Source organism: Streptomyces colwelliae, assembly GCF_048158785.1.
Classification (GTDB): domain Bacteria; phylum Actinomycetota; class Actinomycetes; order Streptomycetales; family Streptomycetaceae; genus Streptomyces.
Window position 1 is genome coordinate 1 of the sequence record NZ_JBLTJC010000007.1, and the last position, 17,701, is coordinate 17,701.

Below are 17,701 nucleotides of genomic sequence, written 5' to 3' on the forward strand. Positions count from 1 at the left end.
CCACCACACCGGAACCCCAGGCATCCTGCCCAGCCACGAACAGACCCTTGACCGGAGTACGGCATCCCGCCCGTGCCGAGCGCAACCGCTGGGGAGTCGCCGCGAGGCCGTAGAAGGAGCCCAGCACGCTGTGCTGATAGGTCTCGAACGACAGCGGCGTCGCCAGTTCGGCGAATGCGATCGTCTCGCGGAAACCGGGCCACCGTTCCTCCAGGCGGGCGATCAGCCTGCCGGTCAGCTCGTCCTTGAACTTCCGGTAGCTGTCCGGCCGTTCGTTCTCGGGCGTGCCACGCCACTGGTCGACCACCTTCGGATCGACGAGTTCCAACAGCTCCACCGTGTGGAACCGAGCGGCGGGGTTGTTGAGCGAGGCGAACGAGACGTACAGGGTGCCTTCCCCCGGAGGGCGATGGATGCTGTCGTGCTCATCGAGATCCGGCATGAACCAGTGGTTCTCGCCGCGCAGCCCGAACTCGGCCGGCGACCGGTCCAGCCCGAGAAACAGCATCACCGCCGACCGTTCCGCGGGCAGCTCCGCCAGTTCGTGGGTTTTCCCGATCAGGGCGTACGTGTTGCGCACCCCGGCCGCCGAGACGACGGTGTCCGTCCGCACCCGGTACCGGCGGCCGTTGGCGGTGTCCTCGACGTCGACACCGACCACCCTGCCCCCCTCGACAACGACCTCATGGACCCGCTGCCGGGAGCGCAGCACCACGCCGTACCGCGCGAGGATCTCCAGAACGACCCGGTTCAACTCCTGCGGGCCGCCCACGGGATGTGCGGTGCCTTCCATGAAGAAGGTCAGCGGAACCGCCGCGTGATAGCCGAACGCGCTCGATGCCGGCGGAGTGCCGTAGAGTCCCCATCGCGCGGCCAGCACGGCCCGCAACTGCGGATCGCGGAAACTCCGCGCGACCTGGTCCTGCAACGACCGGTACGCCGACGGGAAGAGCCGCTCGACGACGGACTCACCCGCTCTGCGTACGCCGGCGGGGAACGACGCGAAGACATTGCGCGCGGTCAGACCCGCCATGGCCCACCGTGTGGTCCGGAAGAATCCGTCGATCGCGTCGGCCTCGGCGGGGAACTGTTCCTTCAGACGCGCACGGAACCGTTCCTTCGTGGCGGGGATGGCGAAATCGAACCCCGGGAAGTGCAGCGCGTCGTACTCGTCCGGCAGCGGCGAAAGCTGCGCCCGCCCGCCCGTCATGAACCCGAGGAACGGACCGGCGTCCGCGCTCATGTAGTGCAGCCCGGTGCCGAACCGGTATCGCCCGGCGCGGGAGAACTCGTGCGTCATCCCGCCGAGCGTGTAGTGCTGTTCGAGGACGAGAACACGCTTCCCGCCGAACTGCGCGATCGTGCGCGCCGCCGCGAGGCCGCCCATACCCGACCCGATCACCACCACATCGGCTTCCTCGTCCGACACCATCGGAACCCCCCAGTCAGCTGTCCTCCGAGGCGCTCAGATTGGCCGAACCGGCTTGACGTCGACTGAATGACCAGTGAAGCCACCCGGAACCAGGTCCCGGTCTCATTCATTTCCCGTCCAGTCCGACGCCATAGCTTTGCGTCGATCCGCACGCCCGAGGAGAGGCTGGTCCATGGTGAACGGGAAACCGACGATCGTGCTCGTACACGGAGCCTTCGCCGACAGCAGCGGCTTCAACGCCGTCGCCAAGCGGCTTGTCGCCGACGGCTATCCAGTAATCGCCGCACCGAATCCACTTCGAGGGCTCGCCTTTGACGCGGCACACGTCAAGGCACTGCTGGACAGCATCGCGGGACCGATCGTGCTGGTCGGGCACTCCTACGGCGGAGCGGTCATCTCCACTGCCGCCGAGGGAAACGCGAACGTGAAGGCACTGGTCTACCTGGCGGCGTTCGTGCCGGAGACGGGCGAGAGCGCGCAAGCACTGGTCGAGAAGTTCCCGGGCAGCACCGTGGGCGAGTCCCTCAAGCCTGTGCCGCTGCCCGACGGTCAGGTCGACCTGTACATCGACCCGAAGGTCTTCCATCCTCATTTCGCCGCCGACGTGTCGGCAGAGGAAGCGACCCTCTACTCGATCACGCAACGCCCGGCCACCGGCACCGCCCTGGGCGAGCCCGCCACCGGTCCGCAGGCATGGCACACGATCCCGAACTACAACCTGATCAGCGGCGCCGACAGGATCATCCCACCGGCGACGCAGGAGTTCATGGCCCAGCGCTCCTGCGCGAAGACCCAGGTGGTCGAGGGTGCTTCGCACATGGTGTTCGTCTCACGGCCGGGTGCGACGGTGGGCCTCATCGAGACAGCCGTGCAGGAGCAGACGCTCACGCAGTAACAGTCCGATGATCCATGGGAGGGAACATGCACAAGAGCGAAAAGGCCATGAGGTGGGGTCTGCGGATCCATCTCTTCTGGTACGTCGTCGCCAATCTGGCCCAGGTGGTGCTGTGGGGCATCCTCACCCCTGACCGATTCTTCTGGCCCTTGTGGTCGATTCTCGGCTGGGGTGTCGGGCTGGTGATCCACTTCTGGGTGATCCGTGCGAAGTCCCGCTCACTGGTCCGGCCATGAACTGAGCCAACGCGAGGGAGAAAAGAGGAGATTCATGTCCGAGAAAGTGGTCCCGGGTCGCAACACCGCCGCTGCCGAGGGCGACATCGTAGTCTTCTACATCGGACTACGGATCAACCGGCTGCGAGCATTCTCCAGTTGGCTGCCGGCGTTCATGTCGATGCCGCGCATGCTTCGCGAGCTGTCGGAGGAGAAGGGCAGCGGACTTCTCGGCTACAAGGTGCTCTACGGCAGCCTCCGGGACTTCTACGTCGTCCAGTACTGGACCGACAAGGAGCGGCTCCTCGCCTACGCCCACCAGCAGGACAAGGAACACCGGCCCGCATGGACGGAGTTCAACCGACGAGCACGCGCCGGGAGGGGCCACGTGGGTATCTGGCACGAGACGTTCATCGTCCCGGTGGGCTCCTACGAATCGGTGTACGTCGACATGCCCGCCTACGGCCTCGGCGCCGCGACAGGTGTCGTTCCGGTCAGTCGGCGCGGCGACACGGCAGCCCAGCGTCTGCGGGCGGCAGAGAGGTAGGCGTCCGTTCCGCGACGATCGCTCACGCTGAACCGCCCGGCACTTGCGAGAAACGCTCCTGAACTGCAGCGACAGGACTTGTCCAGGGGCCGGTTGGCTGCATCTCTTGCCTGGGCCGTGGACGGCCCGGGCAAGATCCCCCTCAATCTTGCTCTGGCAGTCACGCTCGCTGGGAACTGTCCCACGGACATCGCCATGCTGCGGGCCGAGCGGGGTCCGGTCGTTGGCCGACGGCCATGCCCCGGTTACCGGCGGGGAGATGACCAAGACCTGGACGGCGTTCTCGTCGTCGTGCACTCGGACAAGCAGGACGCGGCCCCGAGTTGGGCGAAAACCTACGGTCATCCGCCGTTGACGGGCTTCGTCGACCACGGTCCGGGCAGGACCGGGGAACCGGTGGCCGCCCCGCTGAGACTGACGAGACACCCGGCCTGCTCTTCAGCACACAACTGCCCCTCGATGAGTCGCTCGCTGTGCACACACTGAACGCCGACGGCACAGACGGATGGCTGTCCGGATCGGACACCTTCCCTCTCGGGAACCTGGACGAACAGCTCCGCGACGAGGCGTGACCCCAGGCATCCACCCGCCGGCCGACGACGGCAAAGGGACGCCCGTGGAACCCGGTGTTCACGTCACCCCTGAACCCTCCGGATGGTTCCAGCAAGTCCTCGCGCGAACCTCCGCCGCAGGGCTCGCCGCCTTCGCCGGCGACGTTAACTCCGCGTACACACCGGTCGGCATCCCATTCGTCGGCACCGACCACGTCTTCCGTCTCAACGGAACACGCGTGGAGGCATTCTCCGGAGTCCACGCCGACCTCTTCGGTCACCTGGCCGCGGCCGCCTGCAGCAGTACCGCAGCGAGGTCCACGCTCTGCGCACCAAGTGGCCTGCGGACACCTGGGACGAGGAGTGGAACGGCCCCGTGTCGATACACCAGGATGGCTCGGTCCCAACCATGCACCTGTTGCCCTGACCACTCTTCGTGAACCGTCGAACGTCGTCGAAGGAGCCTCCCCGCCATGCCCCATCGACCGCTGGCGGGAAGGGCTCCTGGGGAGAATCCGGGGAGTGCGGGCGGCGCTGGGGAGCGCGCGGGGAGAATCGACTGCGTAGCCGAGCGGCAATCCGAAAGATCCAGAAAGATGGATCAGACCAGGTCAGCGACGGTTTCAGCGACATCATCGCAGGTCAACGCCACCCGATAGACAACTTCAAGAAGATCTTTTCGTTCCACCAGCTTCGCGCATCGCACCCTGTCTTGTACGAGCCCGTCTCCGACTCCGGCCTTGCCCAGTTCACAGCCAAGATCCGGACCATGCGCGGGCCAAAGCCCTTCATCTCTGATTCAAAGACCACATTCGCGCTGGCCAGGGCCATGCGCGCCGTGTACCACCAGCAGACCAAGAATCTGTTGAGCGCTGTGCGCAAGCGGCTGAGTACAATCGCCTGAGATCGCGAAATTCTCAGCGGTATCCGTCAGCCAGGCTGCACATTGGATCGCCTGACCAGCAACGCAGCACGCCTGACACCCCATCAGAACGAGCGTCATTTCAGCGTCAAGATATCGCCCGTAACGCCCACACCGCGCATAATGCGCACGCACAAAACCGCAGGTCAGGGCAGCTTGGCGACCGGCTCCAGGATCGCGACGCACTCCACATGATGAGTCACAACACGGGATGGAAAGCCAGACAACGTCGGCCGCCGATCCTGGCGGCCGACCGAGTCAGAGGACCGGAAGCTCCCCCAGCCGCCTGCCCTGGTCGGCCTGCCCCGCCGTGAGCGCCGCAAGCTCGCCGACGTCGGTGAAACAGGGACCATGCCAGGCGTCCGGGGCGGCGACCGCCTGCGCGTGCGCCTCGGTCCCGAAGCGCCGCGCGGCCTCGTGCAGGCGCTGCAGGATCTCCAGCGCACGGACATTGAGCACACCGATGCATGTCCACCACGTCCGTGAAACGGAGTCGAACTGGGCGATGGAGCGCAGGAGTTGACGCTGTTCTTCGACGGCAGCCGGGTCGGCGGGAGCTGCGGCTGCGGTGACCTCCAGCAGCCACCGCGCGGTGTTGGAGTGAGTGGTCGTCGACGTCATGGTGCGGACCGTATCCGCCAGTACTGACAACGCCCCTGCGTCGTGGTCGGCACATGGTGCCGACCACGACGCAGCCCCCGGGGTACGCAGTGGCCAAAGAGGACTTATGGAGCCGTTTGTCGACTACCTCAGGTTGAGGGTGTCTCCGGCCGACGTCTTCAGCGAGGTGGTCGTGGTGCCGGGGAAGTACCAGCGCCAGATGCCCGCCGAGGCGACGGTCACCTTGATGGTCAGTTGCCCGAGGTTGCCCGTCGTCACGGTCCTGACCGTGCTGTAGTGGGCGGCGCCCTTCTTCCGGAACTGGAGCTTGACCTGCTGCCCGGGGTACCCGTGGTACTTGCGGTCCTCCCAGTTGGCCCGCGCCAGTTTGCCGGTGACGGTCACCTTGGCGTTCTTGGCGACCTTCTCGGGTGCGATGACCGTGGTTAGCTGGGCGGCCCGCTTGACCTTGTACTCGGCGATGTGGTCGGAGATCCAGTAGTCGCCGTCGTTCGCCTTGACGGTCGCGTTGACCTGCCAGACGCCGGCGACCTTGTTGGAGTCGATGTCGTCACTGTCGGCGATCCAGGTGGGATCGATGGTCAGCGTGGCCCGGCACACCGAGGTCGTCGCGCTCTTCTTCGTGCACCGCGAGTCGTCGTTCCAGGTCGCGAAGGTGTAGGCGCTCGTCTTGTTGAACGTGCTGACGTGCGTGAGCCCCTTCACTCCCGAGTTGTCCTTGACGGTGATGTCGACCGGGTAGCGGATCGTCTTCGCCGTGCCCACGATGACGCTGCCGCCGCCGTTGACGACGGTCTTCACCACCCGGACGTCTCCTCGCCCCTCCGCGTGTGCCCCAGTCGCCATCGTCAGCACCAGGGCTGCCGCCGCGCTGGCCGCGGCCCAGACCGTTCTGCCTCTCATGATCCTCCCCTTGTCGTGTGCGTGCCAGGAGAGGCTATGTCGTGCCGCATCCACCCTCGGCCTCCTGCTGGCAGTCCTGGTCACCACATCCGGCGTCCAGGACTCCACGGCCGGCCGCACCCTCCTGGAACAGGCTGCCGCCGACCACCCCGGCCTACGCAAAGTCTGGGTCGACGGCGGCTACCGCAAGCACTTCGTCGAGCACGCCGCCAGCCTCGGCATCGACCTTCAAAACGTCCAACGCGCAGCAGGGGTAAGGGGATTCACCCCGATCCCGAAACGATGGGCAGTGGAGCGGACCTACGGCTGCTCATGATGCACCGACGCCTGGCCCGCGACTACGAAACTCACCCACACCGCTCCGAAGCCATGATCCACCTCGCCATGACCGACCTGATGACCCGCCGCCTCACCGGAGAGAACACCATCTCCTGGCGAGACCCGACACCAGCACACTAAAGCCGCACACAGGGATAAAACAGCAAAATGAAACGACCTCTCACGAATATCGCGTACATCTTGGAATTTTCGGCGCTCCTCCTGCATGAACACCAGCAGCGAATCGCTTCCTCGGAAGGCCGCGCCCAAGCCATTCCTCCACGGTTCGCCAGGACTCGGCCGAAGCCGGACGGAAGCGCTCACGGGCACCGAGCAGCCACAGCGAGCTGCTCATCACATTCCGCGAGGTGGGCCGTACCGCGTCTCAGGACGCTCGTCCGGGGTCATTGGCAGGTCCTGAAGTGCCACCGGCCCAGGGTAGAAGGCGGAACCGCCCGGGCCCGTCACCTCCTCGCCGATCAGCCAGCGGTAGAGCCACTCCGCGAACGAGAATGAGTACTCAAGGAATTCATAGTCGCCGTTCTCGATGAACAGCGACCCCCGGCCCGAGGCTCCCCTGGGAGCGTAGAAGATCACCTCGGCCCGGTCGGTGCTCGCGATCGGAATCAGGCCGTCCGGAGTACCGAAGACCAGCTCACGGACGCCGAGCGAGATGCGGGGGTCGCCCTCGGGCTCCCCTTCGTCCCACTCGACCTGCGACCAGGACTCGGAGGTACGGCGAATGTCCTCGGCCAGATTGAACCGTTCGGTCGCGGGATGGGTCAGATACAGGTGCCCGTTGATCTGAACAGGGGCGTAGGCGTCGACGATCTCCTTGTAGTCAGCCGGGAGACCGACCCCCAGCTCGTTCTCCACCCTCCGCCACGCCTCGGGATCCCGGTACCGCCACGAGGGCTCACCAAGCATCACCAGCACGCGCTCAAGAAAGTTCTCGTTCTTCAACCCCGTCACCTCCTCGGGCAGTCTGCGCTGCCCCGAGTGGTCCCACCCGTCGGCGACTGCGTGATCACACAGTGCTTCATGTTTCCGTCTTCCACAGTCCCGTAGTTGTACTCGATCTCGGTGGGTATTCCGCTGCCGCTGTTGCCGTAGTGCGGGATCACGGAGATCTCCACGTGCTTGCCCGACTTGACGAAGTTCCTGATCTCCTTTTCCACACCGTGATTGAGGTACGGGCTGTTGGTCTGCTCGTACTCCGCCACCAGGTTCCGCAGGTCGATCCCGGAACCACTCGCCGCGGCGGGAATCAGATGGCCGTTGGCGGGTATGTGGCCCTGCTGCACGATCTCCGCCATGCCCGGAGGCCGCGTGGACGAGTTGGTGTTCGTCCCCGGCGCCTTGCGGCCCTTGTTGTAGTCGCTCTGGTCCAGCAGGCCGTACACGCCGGTCGCCCGGCACTCGTAGCGGTCCTCGAAGGTGTCGTAGTAGCGCTCGCGCGGCAGGTACACGGCGTGTCCCGTCGGGCTCACTCCGGGACCGACGTCGCATTTCTCGTCGTCCCGGTCACGGCCGTTGTTCTTTCCGCCGGGGTTGTCGACCGGCGCGGGCAGGAGTTCCTGGGCGTCGTCCGGCGCGTAGTCGTCGTTGTCCGCGAGGTCGAGCATCTGCGCTGCGCCGATGATCAAGTCGATGACGTCGCCCGGCTTCCAGCCGCCGCCGTCGCCGTTTCCGTTGCCGCCCCAGTCCACCTTGGGCTTCGGCCGGGTCGGTGCGGGCTTCGGGTGCGGTCCGTTGTTGGGGTTCTGGTCTATGGGCGGCTTGGGCGGGATGATCACCCGCGGTTGGGTGGGCGTGGTGATACCGCCGCAGGAGTAGGTGCAGGTGTAGGTGCCGGTGCCGGTGGAGACGAGGGCGGATTTGCCGGCGCCCCGGTACATGGCGTCCGCCTGGGCCGAGAGCGCACTGGACGCGCTGCCCGCGTACGACTGGGAGAGGACGTTGGTGTACGTGTGCGAGTAAGTACCGGTCGTGGTGCCCGAGCCGCTGTACCGAGAGCAACCCGGCAGTCCGGCACGCGGGCTGGAGCGCGGCTCAGTCACCGGGCGCGGCCACGCAGTCGGCACACCACAACATCGGTTCGTCCGATGGGCTTTCGGCGTTCTGCGACGTCCGCAGCCTCATCGGCACCGGCGCCGTCCCTCTGCACCGAGGGGCGATCGCGGCCTACCGCGCACTGCACGGCTGAGCCCCGGACGACGTTCCGGGCATCCGGCCGGACCGGCGATGACGACTTTGCCGGTGTACCGCGGTACCAGTGATCAGCGCTCATTGTGACCTCCGGGTCCACGGGTCGCGCCGTAGCCGCTCCTAGCCTCGAAGCAGTGCCCCGGCGGGAAGCCGGGCCAGGCAGAGGCGGGGAGTGGCACAGTGATCGAAGTGCGCGGTCTGACCAAGCGGTACGGGGACAGGACGGCGGTGGACGGCCTGAGTTTCACCGCGCCGCCGGGGCAGGTGACCGGGTTCCTGGGGCCGAACGGAGCGGGCAAGTCCACCACCATGCGGATGATCGTGGGCCTGGACGCGCCGACCAGCGGCACGGCCCTGGTCAACGGCAAGCGCTACGCCCGACACCGGGCGCCCTTGCAGGAGTTGGGGGTGCTGCTGGAGGCGAAGGCCGTGCATCCGGGCCGCTCGGCGTTCAACCACCTGATGGCGTTGGCGTACACCCATGGTGTGCCGAAGCGGCGGGTGGAGGAGGTCATCGACCTGGCCGGTCTGCACGAGGTGGCGCACAGGAGGGTCGGGGCGTTCTCGCTGGGGATGGGGCAGCGGCTGGGTATCGCCGCCGCGCTCCTGGGCGATCCCGCGATCGTGGTGCTGGACGAGCCGGTCAACGGCCTGGACCCCGAAGGGGTGCGCTGGGTACGGGAGTTGCTGCGCGGACTGGCCGCCGAGGGCCGCACGGTGCTGCTGTCCTCGCACCTGATGAGCGAGATGGCGCAGACCGCCGACCGTCTGGTGGTCGTGGGGCGGGGGAAGCTGCTGGCCGAGACGACCGTCGACGCGTTGGTGGAGCGGTCGGAGGACAAGGGGGTGCGGGTGGCCACCGGCGAACCCGCGCGGCTGCGCTCGCTGTTGGCCGCCCCCGGCGTCACCGTGACCTCGACCGGTGCCGAGCGGCTGGTCGTCTCCGGTCTGGACACGCGGCGGATCGGGCAACTGGCCGCCGAGCACCAGGTGCCGCTGTACGAACTGGTCACCGAGTCGGTGTCCCTGGAGGAGGCGTTCATGAACCTCACCCAGGACGCGGTGGAGTACCACAGCAACGACACGCGGAGGGCCGCCTGATGACCGCCGACACCGTCACTTCGCCTACGGCCGTCCCATCGCCGGTGCGTCCGATGTACCGCGTGACCGGCCGACGGGTGATCCGTTCGGAGTGGTCCAAGTTCTGGTCGCTGCGCTCCAGTTGGATCACGCTCGGGATGGCCGTGCTGTTTTTGGTGGCCATCGGAGGAGTGGCCGCCGCCGTCTACAGTCCGAGCGGCCCGCTCGGCGGCAAGGACGCGGCATCCGGTGCCGCGCTGACCCTGGCCCTGGCCGGCACCAACCTCGCGGCACTGGCCGTGGGCGCGCTCGGTGTCCTGCTCTCGGCCGGCGAGTACAGCACGGGCATGGTCCGCTCGACGTTCGCCGCGGTGCCCGGCCGGCTGCCGGTGCTGTGGGCGAAGTGCGCGGTCTACGGCCCGATCGCGTTCGTCACGTCCACCGTCGGCGCCCTGGTCTCCTTCGGGCTCGGGAGCGCCGCCCTGCACGGCGAGAAGATCGCGCTGTCGCTCGGGGATCCCGGGGTGTTCCGGTGCCTGCTGGGCGCGGGCGTGTACCTGGGCCTGGTCGGCGTGTACGGCGTGACGGTCGGACTGCTGGTGCGCAACAACGCCGGGGGCATCGCGATCCTGGCCGGCGTGGTCCTCGTCCTGCCCGGTCTGACCGGGCTGCTGCCCAGTTCGCTGGGGGACACCGTCAGCCGGTATCTGCCCAGCAACGCCGGCCAGTCGGTAATGACCCTGCACGAGGCGAGCGACTCCCTGGTCGGCCCGGGAGCGGGTCTGACGGCGCTGCTGGTGTGGGCCGTACTGCTGCTGGCCGGTGCCGCCTACCGGTTGCGCCGCAGTGACGTCTGAGGTCGCGTCCGCGAGGATGGAGCCGATGGATCACACAAGGCCGGGTCACTCGGGCCGGGCGGGGGCGGCATCCCGCCCGGCCGGGTCGGTTCCGGCAGGGCAGGCGTCGCCCTCGCCTGAGCTGCCCCCCGGTCGGACACCTGTCGGCCCGGGGGCCGAGGCTGTCTGGGCGCACCCCGTCATGCGACTGCTGATGCGGGTGCTGGGCTGGCTTCGGGCGGCCGACCGGCGGCGTCCGTGGCTCCTCGACACCGCCATGGTGATCCTCGTCATCGCCGCCGCGCCGCCGGATCTGCTGGTGCACAGCCCTGGGAATCCAGTGTCGCGCCCGGTCGGTGGCGGGCTGCCTGTCGGTGTGGTGCTGAGTATCGCCGCTGTGCTGATCGTGCCGCTGTGGTGGCGGCGCCGTCGTCCCGCCGCGGTCTTCGGGGCGTGCCTCGTGGTCTGTCCGGTCATGTGGTCGCTGGGCCTGGGGCCCGCTGCTGCCGCCGTGCTCCTGATCGCCCTGTTCAACCTCGCCCTGCACGCCTCGCCCCGCGCGATCTGCTGGGCGCTGCCGGTCACCGTGACCGGGTGGGTGCTGCTCGTGGTCACCGTGATCCCGACGGGCAGTCCGGTGACCTTCCTCGTCCTGTCCGTCGGTACCGGCGTCGGGGCCGTGGCCCTGGGTCTGACCTTCCGGATCAGCAGGCTGTACCTGTCGGCGCTCCGGGACCGGGCTGCGCGGCTGGAGGTCGAGCGCGACCAGCGCGTCCGGCTGACGGCGGCGGCGGAGCGCTCACGGATCGCCCGCGAGATGCACGACATCGTGGGCCACAACCTGTCGGTCATGGTGAACCTCGCCGACGGCGCCGCCGTGCTCACCACCCGCGACCCCGGCCGCACCGGGCAGGCGCTCCATCTCATCGGCGACACCGGCCGGCAGGCGATGGACGAACTCCGGCGCGTGCTCGGGGTGTTGCGCGACTCCGCAGAGCAGGACGAGCCCGAGAACACCCCTCGGTCCCCGCAGCCGGGTGTCCAGGACCTGGAAACCCTGCTCGACCGGGTCCGCGCGGCCGGCCTGCCGGTGGCCTACCGCACCGTCGGCCCGGTCGACGCCCTGGGCCGGGGCGTGCAGCTCACGGTGTTCCGCGTGGTGCAGGAAGCCCTGACCAACACCCTCAAACACGTCGGCCCCGGCGCCACGGCCGACGTCACGGTCGCGGTCGAGGACGGGCTGCTGCACGTCCGGATCGCCGACACCGGTTCGCTCTCGCGGAGACCGTCCACGGCTCCCCGCCGGGACAGTGGGCACGGCCTGGTCGGCATCCGCCAGCGGGCCGCGCTCTACGACGGCACCGCGACCATCGGACCACGCGACGACGGCCAGGGATGGATCGTCGACGTCCTGCTCGATCCGTCCGCCCAGGCCACCTCCGGAGAACCCACGCCATGACCACCATCCTGATCGCCGACGACCAGCCGCTGCCCCGCATGGGCTTCCGGATGCTGCTCGACGGCTCCCCCGGCGTGAGCGTCGTCGGCGAGGCCGACAACGGCGCACAGGCCGTGCGCATGGCGGCCGAACTGAGCCCCGACGTGGTCCTGATGGACGTACGGATGCCCGGTCTCGACGGCATCGAGGCGACCCGGCGGATCGTCGCGGCCGGCGGCCGTACCCGCGTGCTCATCCTGACCACCTTCGACCTCGACGAGTACGCCTACGCCGGTCTGCGCGCCGGGGCCAGCGGTTTCCTGCTCAAGGACGTCAAGCCGGCGGAACTGCTCGCCGGGATCCAGGCTGTCGCGACCGGCGACGCCGTCGTGTCGTCGAGGCTCACTCGCCGCCTGCTGGACGCCCATGCCCACGACGTCCTGGCACCCGACGCCGGGCCTCGTGCGGACCCGCGGCTGGCGACGCTCACCGAACGTGAGCACGAGGTGCTCGTAGCCATCGGTACGGGCTGGACGAACACCGAGATCGCCGAACGCTTCGTACTGACCGAGTCCACGGTGAAGAAGCACGTCGGCCGGGTGCTGGCCAAGCTCGGCGCTCGGGACCGTATCCAGGCGGTGATCATCGCCTACGACGCGGGACTGGTCACTCCCCGGCAGTGAGCACCGCACCCTGCTATGCCGTAGACATGACAGTGTGCCGCCGAGGTGACTCGGCGGCACACTGCCGTGCGTCAGGCTTCGTGTCTCAGTTGGTCGACGTCGAGGCGATCTCCTTCTTGTACAGCTTCAGCGGCACCCGGCTGATGACCGAGTCGAGGGAGGAGTTGTTCCGCCCGTCGGCCCAGGTGACGTAGGCGTACTTGTCGGTGAGCGTGATGCCCGACCAGCGGTCACCGGGAGGGCCTGTCTCGCCGACCGGCTCGGTCACGTGGTTGACCTGCACCGGGGCGCTGAACGAGCGTCCGTGGTCGAACGAGACGGCCGAGAACGCGTCGCCCGTGGTGGTCCGCCACATGACACCCAGGTCACCGTTGGCGCCGAAGTCGATGGCCGGCCGCAGGGCGCCCGTCGCGGAGATCGTCGCCGGTCCGGTCCAGGTCCTGCCGGCGTCCGGGGTTACGTAGACGTCCAGCGTGTTGGAGTCCCGGGGCACCATGACGGCGAACCGGCCCCGGTGGGAGGTGTCGGCCGCCACCCACGGAACGGGGTCGGCAGCCGCGCCCAGGGCCGGAACCGGCACCAGGGATCCGGTGCCCGCCGCGACCGGGTTTCCCTGGCCGTCCTTGAGGGTGGTGTTCGTCCACGTCTTGCCGTCGTCGTGGCTGACGTGGAAGTTCACCGGCTTGCCCGCCTCCTGCGAGGCGGACACGAGAATGCCGCCGTACACGGCGATCTCACGACCCGGATAGCCGCACACGAGCGGGATGCCGGGCGCCACCTCGATGCAGGGCATCGGGCCCGGTATCACCCGCGAGTCGCTGCTGAAGGTCTTGCCGCCGTCGGCGCTGACGGAGACCGCGCTCGGGTACTCCCACGCCGCCCCGGCGACCGCGTAGACCTTGCCCGTCGCGGCATCCACCCGCATCTTCGGGGCGCCCCCGAGGAGCAGCGGTGTGGACACCGGGTCGCTCCAGGTCCTGCCGCCGTCCGTGGACTTCGCGACCTGGTTGTGGTTCACGAGGTTCGCGTCCAGGCCGGAGCTGACCTGGTTGTTGTCCACGTACACGGTGCCCTTCGCGTCGAACTGCACGCTCGGCTCCCCGCACTTGGGCGCCGCCGTGCCCAGCGGCCACGCCACCCGGGTCCAGGTGTCGCCCCTGTCGTTCGAGTAGGCGAGGAAACACCCGCCGTCGACCGGCTCAAGACCCGGCGACGGCGGGAAGATCGTCGAGACGAAGACGAGGTTCTTCGGGTTCTTCGGGTTGACGGCGACCGTCGGCTGGCCCTCTTTGGTGGCCGGCATGTCGGTGACGTCGACTTCGTGAATGGCTGCGTTGCCTGCGCCGATCGGCGCGGCTACGGCGGCAGGTGTTCCATACACCAGGAACAGCGCTGAGAGTGCCGCTGCGCTTAACGTTGCGGAAGAGCTTCTGGACAGCACCATGTAATCCTCGATTTCCACGTCCGGTGGAACAGAATTCATTTGTTCTCTGCGGCACGGGACCGAAATCGGTCGGACTGATATCGGCCCGGTGCCGCAGGGTCGGCCACCTCTCACACACGTTACTCATGACGCCTGTTTTCGGCCTGGTCCGCTGACGTCGGGTTTCCGCCCACGGTCCGGGAGTCAATGACCCGTTCCATTACCAAAATGAAAAATCGACTGCGCCGGGCGGTAAACTGGCGTCTCTTCGCTTTGTTGTGATCGGCCCGCCCAGGCTAGAGAGAACCGCTGCGGTATCCGTGGGACCACGGGAGACAATTGGCCCGGCGGAGTGGTACCGCAGTACCATTCCGCCGGGCGAATCCCGCATCTGTGTGTAATTCGACCGAAAGTGACGGTGGAGATCAATGGGATTGTCGCCGGCGATACAAGAGTGGCGGTCGAGTCGGCGGATTTGGCCCAATTCTCGACAGGGCTGAGTGAATGGACCCGAGCCACGATGCTGCGCGGAGCCCTGTCGTCAACAGCCCCGCTGCGCCGCCGACATCAGGCAACTGACGGCTGGCTCCAACCTCTGTGGGCAGAGCCGCGAGGAGCGGCTGTCAGACGAAGGCGGACAGAAGGAGGGCCATCCCGAGGCCGAGGACGCTCACCAGCGTCTGCACGACGGTCTGTGTCTTCGCTGCCTGGGTCAGGTCCATCCCGAAGGATTCCTTGACCAGCCAGAAGCCGGCGTGGTTGACGTAGTTCAGGCCGAGTGAGCCCGAACCGATGGCGATCACGAGAAGAGAGGCTTCCAGTCCGCCGCCGGTGCCGATCAGTGGTGCGACGATGCCGGTCGCGGAGACGATCCCGACCGTGGCCGAACCGGTGGTGAGGGACAGGAGCAGGGCGATCAGCCAGCCCAGGACGATGAGGTTCATGTGGGTGCCCTCGGCCGCGGACGCGATGGCGTCGCCGATGCCGGAATCCTGGAGGACCTGTTTGAACGCGCCGCCCCCGCCGATGATGAGCAGGATGGAGGCGATGGACTGCAGACTGGCCGTCATGGAACGGCGGGTTTCCTCGCCCTGGTTGTTGCCGCGTATGACGGTGACGCCGAGGGCGAAGAGGAATCCGGCGAGCATCGCGATGAGAGGTTCGCCGACGAAGGTCAGCGCGGAGCGCAGCGGGCTGGATTCGTCGAGGGTGGTTTCGGCGAGGGTGCGCAGCAGCATGAGAGCGACGCGGCGCGTTGCCGCCCCGCTGGTCGACCTACAGTTGCTGATCGGGCCGCGACTACTCGCCACGAACGTCGCCACTCTGGTCGTGGGCGTGGGGATGTTCGCTGCGGTCACACTTCTGCCGTCGTTCGTCCAGACGCCCACCGCCCTCGGCTATGGCTTCGGCTACTCCCCTGCCCGGACCGGGCTCCTGATGGCCCCGATCGCAGTCAGCATGCTCCTCGCGGCGCCGCCCGCAGCGCGAGTCTCAAACGCCCTGGGCGCCAGGGCTGCCTTCCTGGCGGGCGCGGTGCTCGCGGCAGCCACGCTGGGGGTTCGGCCTGCGCCACGCGCACATCGCAGAAATGCTCGGATGGTGCACTCTTCTGGGCCTGGCCTACGGCCTTGCCTTCGCCTCGCTCAGCGGCCTGATCCTCGGTGCCGTCGACCAGAAGCAGACTGGATCGGCCACTGGCATAAACACCATCCTGCGCACCATCGGTGGCGCTCGCGGCTCGGTGCTCGCCGCCGTGATCGTGACGTCATCAGCGACCGCGCCCGGACAGCCGCCGGCAGAATCGGGCTACACGACCACGTTCGTCGCCGCCGCGATCGCGCTCTGCGCGGCCGCCGTGACCGCGACCCGCGGCGCCGTCACCGCACCGACTGGAACCGAACCGTCAACATGGAATCCGGCGAAGGCCGTTGACCCAAAGGCGGGAAGGCAGCGATAGCCGTTTCGCCCAGCATGTTCGGGCGTTGTGCAGTAAAGGTGGAGACATGGGTACAGCCGGATCTCGACTGCTTGGCCACCACACTGTACGTGCGACCCGACGACCTGCTGAAGGCTTCGCCTCAGCCGTCGCCCCGGCGCCCGTCAGTGGGCATCACACCGAAACTCAGCGGCGCGGACCTGGTCACACTGGCGGTGTGACAGAGCCTCCTCGGCTTCACCTCAGAGCGGCGCTGGAACCGGCATGCCCACGCTCACTTCCGGGCATCTACCCCCGTACCTACCCAAGGCGCCCAGCTAGAACAAACGGCTACGCAAGGCAGCGGCCCTGCTCAAGCAGACCATCCGGCTGCTGGCCATCGAGACCACACGGTGGAGCGACAATGTGTGGGGGATGGACTCCACCGCCCGAAGGCGTGATCGCACAGGCTCTCCAGCGCATCCTGGCACTGAGCCTTTCCCAGTAAGCGCCTGTCGCTCGCTGTGATCGCGTTGCTGGCGCTGTGGTTCCGTGTGGTCCCCAAGTCCGGGCAGGCGTAAGGCCCCTGGTAGGAACGATCTTGCGAAGGAAAGTTCCGAACAAGGGGCCTCACGTGCCGATCAGTGTCACATACACCGCCGTGCTCGATGTGAAGCGGTCCACCGCCGAGCACCTGGCCCGGCTGCTGCGCGACCACCGGACCGGGGTCAAGGCCCGCAGGGGGCGGCGCGCGCTGAGCTGTTTCAAGCAGTCGGTAGTGATCCTGCGCTGGTTCCTCGACGGCGCCCGTCTGTCCCAACTCGCCCGCGACAACGGTCTGTCGGCCTCCACCGCTTACCGGTACCTCCACGAAGGACTGACCGTGCTGGCGGCCGGAGCCCCGGACCTTGCGACCGCGCTGGAGCGTGCGAAAGCAGCCGGGCTGACGCATCCGAACCTCGACGGCACCGTCATCCGCACCGACCGCGTCGCCGCCCCCGGCCCAGGCGGCGCAGACCTGTGGTGGTCCGGAAAACACAAGCACACGGAGGAAACGTACAGGTCATCTCCACCCCGGACGGCTGGCCGATCTGGGTCTCGCCAGTACGGCCCGGCAGGGAGCACGACACGACCTGCGCCCGCCACCACGGCCTGACCGACGCCCTGGACCGCATCGCCGCCGAACTGGGCATGCCGACCCTCGTCGACCTCGGCTACGACAACGCCGGCCCAGGCTTCCGCCACTCCGTCAAGAAGCCCGCAGGAGGGGAGCTGACCGAGGCCCAGCAAACCTACAACAAGGTCGTCCGAGGCATCCACAGCGTGTGCGAGCGCGCCAATTCCCTGCTCAAGACGACCTTCAAGGCCCTGCGCAGGGTCAGCCTCGACCCCAGCCGCATCACGAAGATCGCCGCCGCAGCCCTCGTCCTGCTCCAGCTCGAGTACGGCCGCATCATCTGAACGATCACGCACCGTCGTGATCCATTACCGGGAAAGACTCACTGACCCTGAAGCTTCTCGGCAGCTTCTTGCACCCTGTTGCCGTAGCCGACAAGGAAGCCCGCGAACGTTCGCGGTCACCGCACGAATGGCCCCGGCCGCATGAACCCGGAAGTGTTCCCCCCTCTCTCTGTACGGCTTCTGCGGTTGCTGGCAGGCCCGGACGGAACCCAGTAGAGTGATCCGCCAGGCGCGCGGGGCGCCTCCGGGTCCG

At 67.7% G+C, this 17,701-nt stretch carries 15 protein-coding genes and 4 pseudogenes; 12 read left to right on the forward strand and 7 right to left on the reverse strand.

Annotation, left to right across the window (positions count from 1 at the left end):
* Positions 1–1,432: phytoene desaturase family protein (locus tag ACNFOC_RS02725; protein WP_416956185.1), on the reverse strand; the 1,432-nt coding region annotated here is incomplete at its 3' end.
* A 172-nt stretch (positions 1,433–1,604) separates the two neighbouring features.
* Here ACNFOC_RS02725 and ACNFOC_RS02730 point away from each other — a divergent pair.
* From ACNFOC_RS02730 to ACNFOC_RS02745, 4 genes and pseudogenes are all read left to right on the forward strand, one after another.
* The gene (locus tag ACNFOC_RS02730; RefSeq protein ID WP_416956187.1) at positions 1,605–2,327 is read left to right on the forward strand and encodes an alpha/beta fold hydrolase; all 723 of its coding nucleotides are present in this window, start codon (positions 1,605–1,607) and stop codon (positions 2,325–2,327) included.
* 26 nt (positions 2,328–2,353) lie between these two features.
* Positions 2,354–2,563 carry a 2TM domain-containing protein gene (locus ACNFOC_RS02735; RefSeq protein WP_405905939.1) on the forward strand — a complete coding sequence of 70 codons (210 nt, stop codon included), beginning with the start codon at positions 2,354–2,356 and terminating at the stop codon, positions 2,561–2,563.
* Between the two features lie 34 nt (positions 2,564–2,597).
* Positions 2,598–3,089, forward strand: coding sequence for a DUF4188 domain-containing protein (locus tag ACNFOC_RS02740; RefSeq protein ID WP_416956189.1), 492 nt, complete (start codon positions 2,598–2,600; stop codon positions 3,087–3,089).
* 114 nt (positions 3,090–3,203) lie between these two features.
* Positions 3,204–3,503 (forward strand): annotated as a pseudogene (locus tag ACNFOC_RS02745) (IS1380 family transposase); the annotation flags it as partial.
* Positions 3,504–4,820: 1,317 nt separating this feature from the next.
* Here ACNFOC_RS02745 and ACNFOC_RS02750 read toward each other — a convergent pair.
* Both ACNFOC_RS02750 and ACNFOC_RS02755 read right to left on the reverse strand, forming a co-directional pair.
* Complete coding sequence (locus tag ACNFOC_RS02750) at positions 4,821–5,183, reverse strand: hypothetical protein (protein ID WP_416956191.1); 363 nt, start codon at positions 5,181–5,183, stop codon at positions 4,821–4,823.
* A 123-nt stretch (positions 5,184–5,306) separates the two neighbouring features.
* Positions 5,307–6,086 (reverse strand): hypothetical protein, encoded by a 780-nt coding sequence (locus ACNFOC_RS02755; RefSeq protein ID WP_416956193.1) that lies wholly within the window; start codon positions 6,084–6,086, stop codon positions 5,307–5,309.
* A gap of 52 nt (positions 6,087–6,138) precedes the next feature.
* Between ACNFOC_RS02755 and ACNFOC_RS02760 the strand changes: the two are divergent.
* A pseudogene (locus tag ACNFOC_RS02760) lies at positions 6,139–6,545 on the forward strand (transposase); the annotation flags it as partial.
* Between the two features lie 213 nt (positions 6,546–6,758).
* Here the strand turns inward: ACNFOC_RS02760 and ACNFOC_RS02765 are convergent.
* Both ACNFOC_RS02765 and ACNFOC_RS02770 read right to left on the reverse strand, forming a co-directional pair.
* Positions 6,759–7,367 (reverse strand): SMI1/KNR4 family protein, encoded by a 609-nt coding sequence (locus tag ACNFOC_RS02765; RefSeq protein WP_416956195.1) that lies wholly within the window; start codon positions 7,365–7,367, stop codon positions 6,759–6,761.
* A gap of 5 nt (positions 7,368–7,372) precedes the next feature.
* Positions 7,373–8,464 (reverse strand): hypothetical protein, encoded by a 1,092-nt coding sequence (locus ACNFOC_RS02770; protein ID WP_416956197.1) that lies wholly within the window; start codon positions 8,462–8,464, stop codon positions 7,373–7,375.
* A 328-nt stretch (positions 8,465–8,792) separates the two neighbouring features.
* On the opposite strand from ACNFOC_RS02770, the gene ACNFOC_RS02775 reads away from it, so the two are divergent.
* The 4 genes from ACNFOC_RS02775 (at position 8,793) to ACNFOC_RS02790 (ending at position 12,649) form a co-directional block, all read left to right on the forward strand.
* Entirely contained in the window at positions 8,793–9,713 is a 921-nt protein-coding gene (locus ACNFOC_RS02775; RefSeq protein ID WP_416956199.1) for an ABC transporter ATP-binding protein, read from the forward strand.
* Positions 9,713–10,549 carry an ABC transporter permease gene (locus ACNFOC_RS02780; RefSeq protein ID WP_416956201.1) on the forward strand — a complete coding sequence of 279 codons (837 nt, stop codon included), beginning with the start codon at positions 9,713–9,715 and terminating at the stop codon, positions 10,547–10,549. The genes ACNFOC_RS02775 and ACNFOC_RS02780 overlap by 1 nt, the downstream gene beginning before the upstream one ends.
* Before the next feature lie 181 nt (positions 10,550–10,730).
* Positions 10,731–11,987, forward strand: coding sequence for a sensor histidine kinase (locus tag ACNFOC_RS02785; RefSeq protein ID WP_416956203.1), 1,257 nt, complete (start codon positions 10,731–10,733; stop codon positions 11,985–11,987).
* Positions 11,984–12,649, forward strand: a complete 666-nt coding sequence (locus ACNFOC_RS02790) for a response regulator (RefSeq protein ID WP_416956206.1) — start codon at positions 11,984–11,986, stop codon at positions 12,647–12,649. The genes ACNFOC_RS02785 and ACNFOC_RS02790 overlap by 4 nt, the downstream gene beginning before the upstream one ends.
* An 85-nt stretch (positions 12,650–12,734) precedes the next feature.
* On the opposite strand, the gene ACNFOC_RS02795 is transcribed toward ACNFOC_RS02790, so the two are convergent.
* On the reverse strand, positions 12,735–13,952 hold the full coding sequence (locus ACNFOC_RS02795) for a sialidase family protein (RefSeq protein ID WP_416956208.1): 1,218 nt from the start codon (positions 13,950–13,952) through the stop codon (positions 12,735–12,737).
* Positions 13,953–14,695: 743 nt separating this feature from the next.
* The gene (locus tag ACNFOC_RS02800; protein WP_416956210.1) at positions 14,696–15,310 is read right to left on the reverse strand and encodes a GntP family permease; all 615 of its coding nucleotides are present in this window, start codon (positions 15,308–15,310) and stop codon (positions 14,696–14,698) included.
* A gap of 350 nt (positions 15,311–15,660) precedes the next feature.
* Here ACNFOC_RS02800 and ACNFOC_RS02805 point away from each other — a divergent pair, with 350 nt between their 5' ends.
* From ACNFOC_RS02805 to ACNFOC_RS02810, 3 genes and pseudogenes are all read left to right on the forward strand, one after another.
* Entirely contained in the window at positions 15,661–16,029 is a 369-nt protein-coding gene (locus ACNFOC_RS02805) for an MFS transporter (RefSeq protein WP_416956212.1), read from the forward strand.
* A gap of 14 nt (positions 16,030–16,043) precedes the next feature.
* Positions 16,044–16,434: pseudogene (locus ACNFOC_RS56050) on the forward strand (IS982 family transposase); the annotation flags it as partial.
* A 193-nt stretch (positions 16,435–16,627) separates the two neighbouring features.
* Positions 16,628–17,448 (forward strand): annotated as a pseudogene (locus tag ACNFOC_RS02810) (HARBI1 family protein).
* Positions 17,449–17,701 lie beyond the last annotated feature (253 nt).